The sequence below is a fragment of the Mesorhizobium sp. P2_B11 genome (genome assembly GCF_056404855.1).
In genome coordinates this window covers 138,150-150,237 of record NZ_JBFUDF010000011.1, presented here as the reverse complement: position 1 = coordinate 150,237, position 12,088 = coordinate 138,150, and the positions used below count along the sequence as shown (strand labels likewise).

Here is a 12,088-nt window from a genome sequence, read left to right as displayed (position 1 = left end):
GTAGGTGCCGTCGGCGGCCAGCGTCAGCTTGCCGTAGAGGCCCTGGATCTGGATGCCCAGCGTCGCGGTATTGTCGAGGGCGGCATTGGTGTCGCCGGCGACGACGCCGACCACGGTCGCGCCGTCGGCGCCCTTGGTGTCGGCAACCCCGTCGCTCGTGTTGCCGTCGAGGGCATCGGTTCCGCCAACCAGCACATTGCCGGTGGCCGGGCCGAACAGGCCGGCTCCGATGCTGTCGATGTCGGCGACTGCCGTCGGCACGTCGTCGACGATGTTGATGACCAGATTGCCGGCCGGCGCCGGATCGCCGTCGGCATCGGTCACCACCACCGCGAAGCTGGTGCTCGACGGATCGGTCAGCGTGTTGTCGATGAGCGTGTAGGAGTAGCTGATCGTGCCGAGACCGGTCGCCGGATTGTATACATAGCTTGCTGTCAGCGTGCCTGTGGTCCCGTCGGCGAACGCCGTCGGGATACCGGTCAGTACATGTCCGCCCAGCGACACTGTCGTCAGGCCGTCCGGCGACGTGAAGCCAATCGTACCCGAGGTCGTTTCCGAGGTCGCAGGCTCGTTCGAGCCCGAAGGCTCGCCGGCGCGCGCCGGCAGGCCAGCCTCATAGACCGTCGTGTCGTCGCCGCCCGCCTTCGGGATCGATACGGTCGGTGTTCCATCGCCGATCGAGATGGTCAGCGTGGTGTGCGAGGTGTCGCCGTCGCCGTCCTTGATGGTGTAGGTGAAGACGTCGTCATGGCCGCCCTGGGAGCCKGCATCRCGGGTATAGGWRTAGGTGCCGTCRGCGGCSAGCGTCAGCTTGCCRTAGAGGCCCTGGATCKGGRTGCCCAGYGTYGCGGYATTGTCGACATCGGCATTGGTGTTACCGGCCGCAACGCCGACCACCGCCGCGCCATCGGCGCCCTTGGTGTCGGCGCCCGCCGCATTGCCGTCGGACCCGCTGCCGTCGATTACATTGCCGCCGACCGGCCCGAACGAGCCCGCCGCCACCGCATCGGTATCGGCAACCGCCGTCGGCACATCGTCGATGATCTGGACGGACAGCGTGCCCGGAAGGGAGACGTCTCCGTCGGTGTCGGTAACCGTCACCGGCATGTCGTCGAAAATGGAATCGGCCCCCGCGCCGGGATGAGTCGCGCCATGGACGAGCGTGTAGCTGTAGCTCACCTGGCCTGTGCTGGCGTCGTAGCCGTTGACGGTCAGCGTGTTGCCAAGCGGCGTGGTTATGGTGATCGGCGTCGATGCGCTGTTGGCAAGGGCAGCGCCCGAAATCACCTGGCCGGCGATGGTCAGCGAGCCGACACCGTCGGCGGAGGAGAGGGTGAACGTACCGGTATTGGCCTCGGATTGGTCGGTATTGGCAGCAGGATCTTGCGCCTCGCCCGAGCCTTCCGACCCGGAACTGGCCGGCAGACCTTTTTCATTGACGATGGTGTCGCCGCCACCGACCGAAGGCGTCAGGTCAAGGATCGACGGTGTGGAATCCGGCCGCAGCAGGCTCGGGAACAGTTCGCGGCGATCCAGAAGCCCAAATTGCAGAGCTGTCGGAGGCAACAGTGCCGACAGGTCAAACCCGTCGCCTATGCCGCCGGGGGGAACCGAAAAGTCTGCGCCCGCACTTGGGTTCGGACCGCCCGGACCGGCCGATATGGACCCATCGGCACCGAAGGCGACGTCGACATGGCTTGCCTCAAGCGCTGCCAGCAAGGCAACGCGCGGCACCTCGACGTCACCGATGATGAAGGTCGGCACGTTGAGCGCGCCATCCTTGATCACGATCACCGAGCCATCGGCCTGTTCGAGCACGAGGTTGTGGCCGTCGACCTTGATGTTGTCGATCGAGGCGTTGGCCGGAAGCTTTACCACGTTGCTGGCGTCAGCCACGTATTCGTGCGGCGCAGCTGTCGCCGGGGCCTTCGCCTCCGCAGGTGCATCCTGTTTGACGGGCGCACCGCTTCCGACGTCTACCGGTACGGGCTCGGCAGGCGCCGGCTGCGCGGCCTGCGCTACCTGGATCCCTGCTTGCGCCGGCGAGCCGCCATGTTCATGGGGAGCAGAGTGCTCATCCCAAGAATTCGAGACGGTGTCCAATTCGTTACTGTTCGTCATAGCCAAACCCCTCCGGCATTTCCCGGAAAGAGACAGTGACGACCTCTGCTTTGCAACTATCCCGCAATCATTTTCATATATTCTAATATGCGTGTCTCAGCATTTTTTACGCGTGGTAAACACCTAACATATAACCTGATATACATTGGGTGGGTCGCGCTGCGTTTGATATTCGCCGGCCGCGCTGGGTTGGTAAGCAGAAGTACAAATTTGAATAAAATTTTACACGAAATAGATGTTTCTGTTTGCAAGAAACTTATCCACCTTCATTTCCAGTAATTTGAGACAAGGTTGGTAGCGTCCACAGTCAAAGGTGGGCGTTATGAAAAAAGAAAAATCTGTCCTGGGGATAACCAGGCTCAAGCTGCTTCTGCTGGTGATGGGCATCGCAAGCCTGCCGCAACCCTCAACCGCAAGCGCCATCAAAGCTGACGTCGGCCGCACCGATGCGCTGCTGGCGGCGGTCGAAACCCCGCCCAGTCTCGGTGGCGTTTCGCTACTGCGGCCGCAACCTTGGCAGCCTGTTTCGGCCTACAGGATCGGCATGATTTTCGGCAGCTATGGTCCTGTTGCCGTTCATGAAAAGCGCGATCCTTCGACCGCGCAGGACGACGCAGGCATCGACCCGATCCAGACGGCGGCGATCATTCCCGGCGTGTTCGGTTCGGTCGCCCTGTCGATGCGCAATTTTCCGGTTTCAGCGCGCTGGGCGCCGGTCTACAAGGCAATTGTCGAGTGCACCGCGGCCAGCGCATGCGAGCGCAAGAACAGCACCTTTGCCGCGATCGTCGAGGCAGCCCGGGACAAGCGCTTCATCGACAAGTTGTCCTTCGTCAACGCAAGTATAAACCGTGCGATCGCCTACAAGAAGGACAGCGTGGTTTACGGCAAGCTCGACTACTGGGCCAAACCCTCGGAAATCCTCGATCGACGGGCAGGGGACTGCGAGGACTTCGCCATCCTCAAGATGGCCGCGCTGCTGCATGCAGGCATCCCGGCCCAGAGCATGTCGCTGGTTGTCTTGCAGGATCGCAAGCGCGGTTTCTTTCATGCCGTGCTGTCGGTCAGCACCGGCAGCGGCGTCTTCATTCTCGACAGCCTGAGCAATGTCGTTTCGCGCGACAGCGATCTGCCGAGCTACGTGCCGCTGTATTCGTTCAGCACCGACCGCGCGTGGATCCATGGCGCAAAGACCGGCTCTGCGCAAATCGCCGATATCAAGGGCGGCCTGTCGACGGTCGCGCCGGGCGAAGGTCTGCAGCGGTAGATTCTGCGCCCTGGAGCAATTCCAGGAAAAGTGTGAGCGGCTCGCCGTTTTCCGTGAAACGGTGAAACGTTCTAGCCGCCGAAGACGAACGCCATCAGCAGTTCCGGCTCGACCACAGGCGCCCGCACCGCGTTCAGTTGACCCCGGTAGCGGCGGTCGCCGGCGCCGATGACGAAACCGGTGGACACCGGGGTCTCGCCATTGGCATCGAGCCTGGCGAATATGTCGGCGACATTGAGGTCCAGCGCCAGCTTGAGGTCGTGGCGCGCGTCCTCGTTCGGCGCCACCGGCAATTGACGACGCACCAGTTGCTGGAACGGCGCATTGAACGTCAGGATCTTCTTCGACGACGACAGGGCAAAGGCCGGCGAGGGACAGGCGACCAGAATGGCGTTGATGGTCTTGATCGACGCCAGCCTTTGCAAGGTTTGGTTCTCGTCGGCCAGTCCACGCATGCAGGCCACGCGGATTGCCGATGTCAGGTTTCCGGTGTTGGCGTGACTCTCGGCGATCTCTTCGATCAGCATGCCGATCGTGCATCTGCGGTTTTCGGCCATTTGCTTCAGCGAGGTCCAGAACGCCCGCTCCAGACGAATGCCGCGGCGCGTGCCGCCGCGCGCCACAACCCGGAACTCCAGTCCGAAATCCTCTGCCGCCAGCGGTGGCAGCAGCCGGTCGCGATCGGCAGGAGGGGAGATCACGCTACCGCTCACTCATCGCCTCCTCACGCGCCTTGTTGATCGGCTTCATCAGGTAGGTGAGGATCGTCTTGCGCCCGGTCTTGATGTCGACCGAACAGATCATGCCGGGGATGATCGAATAGGTCTTGCCGTCGCGTGTCAGCGTCGATTTGTCGGTGGCGACGCGAACCTGATAGTAGGGTTCGCCGGTCTTCTGGTCGACAAGGCTGTCGGCGGTGATGTTCGAGACCTTGCCTTCGATGCCACCGAAGATCGAGAAATCATAGGCAGTCACCTTGATCAGTGCATCCTGGCCCGGCCGGATGAAAGCGACGTCTCGCGGTGAAACCCGCGCTTCGACCAGCAGGGTTTCGGAGGTCGGCACGATGCCCGCGACGACCGCGCCGGGCTGGACGAAGGCGCCGACCGTGTTGATGTCGAGCGTGTTGACGATACCGTCGACAGGCGAACGGATGTCGGTGCGCGCCACCTTGTCGGTGGCACCGCGTATCGTCTCATCCACCACCGAGAGGTCGGCCAGCGCCTGTGTCAGATCGCTGAGCGCTTCCTGTTGTAGCTGCAAGCCGAGTTCGTCGACCTGAAGCTTGGCTTCCGTGATGGCCGACTTGGCTTTCTTGATGGTTTCTCCCGCCAGTGCCAGTTGGCCGTTGAGCTCGGTCTGCTCGCGTTCGACGCGCAGCTGCTCGGTTCGCGCCATCAGGCCTTTCTTGACCATCGCTTCGACCAGCTTCGCCTCCTGGTCGCTGACGGCCAGATTCTTGGTGAGGCGATCGGCATTGGCGTTGGCCTCGTCCAGTTCCTTCTCGCGTTGATCGAGGCGCGACTTGAGGACCGACAGTTTGACTTCGAAATTGTCGCGGCGCGCGATGAGCAGCTTCTGCTCATTGTCGCAGATTTCCGGCGCCACCTTCTGGATCTCGGGCGGGCAGGGAAACGCGCCCTCGAGATTGCCGGTCTGTTCGAATTTGAGCCGCGCAATGCGCGTCTGCAGCGCCCGCGCCTTGGCCTGTTGTTCGCCAAGGCTGGACGTGTTGAAGGTGTTGTCGAGGCGAATGATGAGGTCGTTCTTCTTGACGACCTGCCCGATCGTCACGGCAATTTCCTGAACGACGCCTGGCTCGCTGGCCTGGATGATCTGGGTCTTCGATGCCGGTATGATCTTGCCGTCGCCGCGTGCGATTTCATCGACCTCGGCAAAGGACGCCCAAGCGACCGAACTCGCAAAAAGCGCTCCGATGATGAATATCGACGCCGACGCGAAAAGCGGCGGGCGGTCTTCCCTGGCAAGCATTTCCAACGCCCCAACGTATTGAACAAGTCTGTTTCTGTCAGGCGCTCGTTCTCTGCAGCGCCTGTATCACTTGGTCTTTCGGTCCATCGGCAACGATCTTACCCTGCTCGATGACAATCAGGCGGTCGGCCAATTCTAGCATGCTGAAGCGGTGTGTCGAAACGATCAGTGTCGTGCTGCGATCGAAGGCCACTTTGAGCTGCTTGATCAGCTGGCGCTCGGAAGCCAGATCCATCGAGCCGGACGGTTCGTCCAGGAAGACGATTTTCGGCTTGGTCAGCAACAGGCGAGCGATTGCCATTGTCTGCCGCTGGCCGCCCGAGAGATTGGTGCCGCGCTCGCCGACATTCATGTCGTAGCCGCGCGGATGGCGGGAGACGAAATCGTCGACGCCGGCAGCCTTGGCCGCTTCGACGATCTGTTCATCGGTCGCCTCCGGGCACGCCATCAGGAGATTTTCCTTGATGGTGCCCGAAAAAAGATCGTTGGCCTGCGCGACGATACCGACCGCGGTGCGAACCTCCGACGGGTGGTATTGGCGGATGTCGATCCCGTCCAGCAAAAGCTCGCCGGAGGTCGGCAGGAAGAGCCTGCCGATCAGCCGCCCCATCGTCGTCTTTCCCGAGCCTATGCGACCGATGATGCCGATCCGTTCACCGGGCTTCACCGAGAAGTTCACGCCGGTCAGAACTTCGTTTTCGGAACCCGGATAGACAAAACCGACATTCCTGAACGCCATCGCTCCGTTGCGAATGGGGCGGTTGACAAAACCAACCGTGTCCGGCCGATCCTCCGGCTGCGCCATGATCGAATTGACAATTCGCAAGGAGAGCATTGCCTGACGAAGTCTGGACAAGGTGATCGCGATCTGCCCGAGCGGGGCTACCGCCCGGCCTGCCAGCATGACGGTGCCGATGATGGCGCCGGTGGAGACATGGCCTTCCGAAAAGGCATAGGCGCCGGCCACGATCAGGGCGACGGTCACCAGCTGCTGGATGGCCTGCGTTATGTTGCCGGCGGCAGCCGAAAGCTGCTTTATCTTTTCGGAGGTGTTGGATGCGTTCTTGGAATGCTCTGCCCACTTTCGCAGAAGATACGCCTCTGCCCGCAGCGACTTGATCGTCTCCAGCGTGGAGATGGATTCAACCAGCAGCGCCTGGCGTTGCGAAGCCTCGTTCATGGAGGCGGCAACGCGTTTGCCGATACGCCGTTGCGTGATCAGCCCGACGATCACGGAGGCGACAAAGGCAACGGCCGGTATGATGACCAGCCAGCCGCCTATCGCATAGATGACAAGAAGAAAGACGAAGACGAATGCCGTGTCGATGAAGACGCTGACGGTGTTCGACGTGAAAAACTCGCGTACGAACTCGTACTGCGTCACCCTATTTGCATATTCGCCAGTCGAGCCGGGGCGCGCCGACAGGGACGAGTTCAGCACTTTCTCGAACAGCATATAGGAGATGCGAAGATCGGCCTTGCGCCCGGCATAGTCGATCAGCGACGCTCTGGCGGTCTTCAAGAGCAGGTCGAACAGAATGACCGCGCCGATCCCGATCGACAGCACCCAAAGTGTCGATATCGCCTTGTTCGGCAAGATCCGGTCGTAGACATTCATGGTGAAGATCGGCGAGGCAAGGGCCAGCAGATTGATGAATACCGCTGCCAGGATGACCTTCGAATAGGTGCGCCAGAATGGCCCCATCGTTCCGGTCAACCAATGTCGCCGCTCAATCTTGGCCGCCGAACCGACGCTCATCCCCTCGACCGCATTGGCATAGGTTATCGAGAAGGAAACGCCGCCGCTGATAAAGCTTCCGGCAAGTTCGGATTTGCTGATTGTTGTGCGGCCGTCCTCCTGGGGAGCGGTGGTAAATCCACCGTCCGCTGTCTCGGCAAGCAGCGCAACCGGCAATTGGCTGACGCGAAACAGGATGGCGGGGAGGTCGATGCGCCCGCGAAGAAAGTCGCGATGGCTGAACTCTGTGATTTCTAGGCCGATGCGTTCGGCAAGATGCCGAACGGCGTCGATATCGATTTGCGTATCCGACAGCGGCACACCGGCAAACAGCACGGTTTCGGCGCTCGGCCTGCCCAGGTAGCCCGCAACAACTGAAAAGCAGGCCTTGAAGGCCTCCTTTGGGGACACGATTTTAGGTTGTGGGTTCACGATCCGCCCGCAGGACTATCGTTCGACCTTGGCCTTCCTATTTCTTCCTTACTGGCGCGAGGATGTCAAAAGGCAGATCGTTCTTTTGCTCCGACGGCGTGCGTGCATAGGTTTCGGTGTCGGCCGTTTCCGGTGCATTGAACTCTGCCTTGGCGTAGGCAGTTGCCTGTTTGGCCGGATGAAGGCCCATGGTGTTCAGCAATTGCCCGGTTGCCGCCAGCAGCCGGTACTGGGCGAACAGTGATGCGTAGGACGCGGTGTCGGCAAGCGTCGCTGTGTTGAACCTGGTGTTCTGCGCATCGAGCACGTCGAGCAACGAGCGCTGTCCGACCTTGAACTGCTCGCGATAGGACGCCACCAGCCTTTCGTTGGCGGCGGCCTGAAGCTTCAGCGTCTTGGCCAGGTCGGCCTGCCGGAAGCGGCGATCCCATGACGTACGGACGGCTTCCTCGATCTCGCGCAGGACTTGGTGCAGGACAAGGCGCTGCTCGCTGGTGCGGCGGACTTGTTCCTGCTCGTTGGCCTTGTCGATGCCGCCGCGATAAAGGTTCCAGCGCAGCACGACCCTTGCCTGAAGGTCGCTCGTGTCGCCGTCACTGCCATCGATGTCGGATCCTGCCCGGGCGATGCCTTCGGCGGTGATCGAGGGCCCGAATTTTGCTCGTGCGGCGTCCACGAGCGAAGCCGCGGCGTCGATATCGCTGTTGGCCATATGGACGCGCGGATTGTTCTGTCGTGCCAACCCGATTGCTTCATCAAGCGATCTCGGCAGCGCGGCGGACACATCGCCCGGCCTCGAGGCGCTGGTCAGCGGCTTTCCGACTGTCTTGAAGAACCGGATCTTTGCTGCCTCCAGCTCCTCGGTGGCTTCCTGCAGACGGGCCTTGGCGGCGAACAGCCGCTCCTCAGCCTGCTGGCGATCGGCCTCGTTCAGCGCGCCGCCGGCAATACCTTGCCGGATGTCGCCGAGAATTCCCTGATGAAACCCGAGGTTCTTCTTTGCTTCGGCGACGATCGAGGCCTGCAACATGGCTTCGAGATAGTCCTGGACAACCGAGAGCCCGATGAATTCGGACCGTTCCAGAACCCGGAACGAGGCGCCGTCGACGCGCGAGGCCTGGCGGTTTAGTTCGGCGCGCCTTGCACCGCTGTCGTAGAGGGTCTGCGTAACCGTGAGGTCGGTTTCGGCTGGATAGAGCGCGTCGTTGTCGATGGAAAGCGCGCGCCTGTCCGGATTGTCGAGGCGGCGAGCTCCCGCTGACGCTTCCAGGTCGACGCTGGGAAGATAAAGCCCCTTCGCTTGGCGCAGTTCGAATTCGATTGCTTCGCGGTTTTCGATGGCCTGGCCAATCTCGGGATTGGACTCCACTGCAACCGCCATCGCCTCTTTAAGAGTGAGCGCCTGGGCATTCCCGCAGCTCAATATGGCAACCGTCGTCAGCAGGCCAAGGCGCTTGCATATGGCCGAAATAGTTGTCGAATTCATTTTACCCCGCCCCAACGTTTCCCCCTGCACCTTATTCCAAGCGCTACAACCCAAGCACGATTGTCTACAAATTTACATTTTAGTGACCACTAAAACGTTGGGTTCAGGCCATAAATTTGCCGAATGTAGCAAAAATAGCACAAAAAATGCCCGGCTGCGAGTTCAGGCCGATTCTATCCGCGCTCGCACATGGCAAACGGAAGGCTTACGAAAAGGGCTACAAGGCTCTCTTACAACCGCTTTTCCGCGGATAGACCGACTATTTCTGGGTGAATATTTCGCCGCGGATATCGGCAACCCCTGGTTGACAGATGCCATTGGCACGTAAGCTTCAGCCCGATTTCAAGGACCTTCAAGTGGGAGCGACACTCTGGTTGAGCGCTGCCGGCCACATATGCCTGTTTCCACGGTCTGAGACCCTCAAGCTGAAGGCGCCCAGGTCGAAAGCCCGCGCTGTGACAGGGGGTGTCACAGCTTTCCTACTCCGTTGTTCCAGCTTTCTTTCTGCGCCGATTGGTGTGCGATTGCGCGACGGCCATTTGCAATTCGGGCGTGATCTCCAACGGCGCAGTCTCCGCCTCATGTGGGTTCTGTAGCCCCTGGACGTGGACGGTCGGAAATGGCAGTTCGATGCCCTGCTCCTTGAAGACCTGGCGCAGGCGCACATAGAATTTGCGTTTCATGCCGAAGGCGCCACCGGGTCTGGTCATGGCCTTGACCCGCAAGACGATGCCGTACTCGCCGAACTCCTGTACGCCCTGCATCTTGATCGGGTCGAGCACCCAGTTTTTGAACTCGGGATCTTCCGCCAGTTCGAGGCCGATCCGCTTGATCAGTTTGCGTGCGAAATCGATATCGGTGTCATAGCCGACGGTGATGTTGAACTTGTCGATAACCCAGTCACGGCTCTGGTTCTGGACTGCGCCGAGTTCACCGAACGGTATCGTGAACAGCGGACCACGATGGTGACGAAGCTTCACCGAGCGCAGCGAAAAGCTTTCCACGGTGCCTTTGTAATTGCCCGAGGAAATATATTCGCCGACACGAAACGCGTCATCGAGCAGAAAAAACACGCCTGAAATGATGTCCTTGACGATGGTTTGTGCGCCAAAGCCCACCGCGACGCCGACGACGCCGGCGCCGGCGATTAGCGGGCCGATCTGGATACCCACCGAGGCGAGCATCATCAGCACCGCCATCACGATGATCGATGCGAGCAGAATGTTCTGGAGGATCGGCAACAGCGTGTGCAGCCGCGCCTGCTGCGGGTCGAGGATCGGGACCTCCTCGTCGCTGATCACAGGGTGCGGTGCTTCGATGCCCAGTTTTCGTTCGATCAAGGCCTTGATGATCGACCAGCCGAAATCGGCTGCAAGCGCAATGACCACGACATTGATCAAGCCGCGCAATATGAACGTCGTCGTCGTATCGCTGTCGCGCATATATTGCATGTTCAAGCCCAGGACACGCGCGAGAAAGTAAGCCGCCGTCAGGATAAAAATCATCCTGATACCGCGATCGATGACAGCAATCGTGACCGCCGGGATCGTCGGCCGGCCAGCATCTTCCGAACCCGGCCGCAGAACGAAATTGACCCCGCGCTCCGTCAGCACGATTGCCAGGGGCAGGAAGAATGCGGCGAAGGTAAACCAGAAGACGGTGTAGAGGCCGGCGATGCGCTCGAGGAACAGAACGACGAAATAAGCCGTCAACAACCATGTCACTGCCGTATGACCGCTGTGGCGCGCATCGTCTCGCAGTATTCGTGGCCGACGCCAGACGGCCAGCAGAAAGAGCAACAGCAGTATGAAATCGGCGCCTACTGACAGGACCATCATTCCGTCCCGGTCGATGCCGAGACCCGGCAAAAGGACAAACGCAGCGGCGAAAAATGCGAAAACCCCGATGATCCGGGGCAGCCAATAGGCCCAATGGTCAGCCGCCTCGTTGGTGATCGGCAGGGCGCGAACCTCGATGGCGTGCTCGACCTCCATGAAGGAAGGGACGAGCAGAGCCATGACGTATATGCGCACAGCCCACGTAAAGACCGCAGCCATCAGAAATGTCAGCACAATCTCGCGGATGAGCATTGGCCAGTCGAACAGCATGAACGCGCCGGCGCTGCCCAGCGCGAACGAGCCGATCATCATGCTGGAATAAAGCGTGCGACCGCCGATCTTCTTGGTCCGCCCGATGGGCGTATCTTTCGGCTGCGCGATGACCCAGAGGCGAAATGGACGGGTGAGCTTGTATATTGCCCAGGTGAGCGCCAGGCCGGCGGCGATGAAGATCGCAATCAGCACCAATATGCCGACGGGCCCCTTGCTGGACATATCGTCCATCGTATTGGCCCTGACGCGCGCGAACTGGCCTGGCAGCGTGGGCAAAGTCCGCACGATCCTTTCGATATGATGCTTGATCCGATCGAGCGTCGAGGACGCCATCGTATTCATCGGGCCTGGTGCGGCCACGGCGTCGGACGATGCGTCGGTCGGCGAAGCAGCTGCCGCGGCAGGCGCTCCCGTCGATCCAGCGTCCTGATTTCGTTGTTCGGCCACCCAGGTCTTCACCGATGGATCGTCGAGAAGCTCGAACAGCTGTTTGACGCGTTCGGGCGGGACGGGTGCCGGCGCCTGCGCCTGCGCCTGACCAGCCAACAAAAGGGCGATCACAAACACGAGCGGCCTGGCAATCAGGACAAACATCGCCTTCAGATCTCCGAGACGTCGTGCCGGTCGCGCCATAGTCTTGGCGCCCAATCGTCGATTCATGAGTGGCATCGTGCTGTAACCTTCCGGTCAAATCGGCGAGCAAAGACAGCTAAGTCCGTCGTTGCTCCTACCTTGAACAAGCCGATGTTGTGGTGCAAGCCTCATCGTCCCTGGCTAGTCCGTTGGGCAGGGCGCCTGGCGACCGGCAAGGCTGTCATCATGGCCTTTGCTTCATGCGCTGGCGACGGGGGGCCCGCCGCTGCGCCTTGCTGACCCGCAATAGCAGTTGATTTTATTGGTAAAGGTGGCCCCAGACGTTTCGGGATGTCCATCGCCATTTC

At 60.7% G+C, this 12,088-nt stretch carries 7 protein-coding genes; 1 reads left to right on the top strand and 6 read right to left on the bottom strand.

Annotation, left to right across the window (positions count from 1 at the left end):
• Positions 1–1,896, bottom strand: a 1,896-nt coding sequence (locus tag AC1DYJ_RS29265) for an Ig-like domain-containing protein (RefSeq protein WP_477426333.1), incomplete at its 3' end; no start/stop codon positions are given.
• 547 nt (positions 1,897–2,443) lie between these two features.
• Here AC1DYJ_RS29265 and AC1DYJ_RS29260 point away from each other — a divergent pair.
• A complete protein-coding gene (locus AC1DYJ_RS29260; RefSeq protein ID WP_025583748.1) occupies positions 2,444–3,388 on the top strand; it encodes a transglutaminase-like cysteine peptidase in 945 nt (314 codons plus the stop codon).
• A 71-nt stretch (positions 3,389–3,459) separates the two neighbouring features.
• Here the strand turns inward: AC1DYJ_RS29260 and AC1DYJ_RS29255 are convergent, their stop codons facing one another.
• The 5 genes from AC1DYJ_RS29255 to AC1DYJ_RS29235 form a co-directional block, all read right to left on the bottom strand.
• Positions 3,460–4,101 (bottom strand): ribbon-helix-helix domain-containing protein, encoded by a 642-nt coding sequence (locus AC1DYJ_RS29255; protein ID WP_025583751.1) that lies wholly within the window; start codon positions 4,099–4,101, stop codon positions 3,460–3,462.
• Positions 4,091–5,380 (bottom strand): HlyD family type I secretion periplasmic adaptor subunit, encoded by a 1,290-nt coding sequence (locus AC1DYJ_RS29250; RefSeq protein WP_025583753.1) that lies wholly within the window; start codon positions 5,378–5,380, stop codon positions 4,091–4,093. The genes AC1DYJ_RS29255 and AC1DYJ_RS29250 overlap by 11 nt, the downstream gene beginning before the upstream one ends.
• Positions 5,381–5,417: 37 nt before the next feature.
• Positions 5,418–7,550 (bottom strand): type I secretion system permease/ATPase, encoded by a 2,133-nt coding sequence (locus AC1DYJ_RS29245; protein WP_477287487.1) that lies wholly within the window; start codon positions 7,548–7,550, stop codon positions 5,418–5,420.
• Positions 7,551–7,587: 37 nt separating this feature from the next.
• Positions 7,588–9,036, bottom strand: a complete 1,449-nt coding sequence (locus tag AC1DYJ_RS29240; RefSeq protein WP_025583757.1) for a TolC family outer membrane protein — start codon at positions 9,034–9,036, stop codon at positions 7,588–7,590.
• Between the two features lie 479 nt (positions 9,037–9,515).
• Positions 9,516–11,741 carry a mechanosensitive ion channel domain-containing protein gene (locus tag AC1DYJ_RS29235; RefSeq protein ID WP_025583759.1) on the bottom strand — a complete coding sequence of 742 codons (2,226 nt, stop codon included), beginning with the start codon at positions 11,739–11,741 and terminating at the stop codon, positions 9,516–9,518.
• Positions 11,742–12,088: the final 347 nt, after the last annotated feature.

Excerpts from the sequence above, each read along its gene's own strand:
- AC1DYJ_RS29260 (WP_025583748.1), top strand. The coding sequence starts at position 2,444 with ATGAAAAAAGAAAAATCTGTCCTGGGGATAACCAGGCTCAAGCTGCTT.
- AC1DYJ_RS29240 (WP_025583757.1), bottom strand. The coding sequence starts at position 9,036 with ATGAATTCGACAACTATTTCGGCCATATGCAAGCGCCTTGGCCTGCTG.
- AC1DYJ_RS29250 (WP_025583753.1), bottom strand. The coding sequence starts at position 5,380 with ATGCTTGCCAGGGAAGACCGCCCGCCGCTTTTCGCGTCGGCGTCGATA.
- AC1DYJ_RS29235 (WP_025583759.1), bottom strand. The coding sequence starts at position 11,741 with ATGTTTGTCCTGATTGCCAGGCCGCTCGTGTTTGTGATCGCCCTTTTG.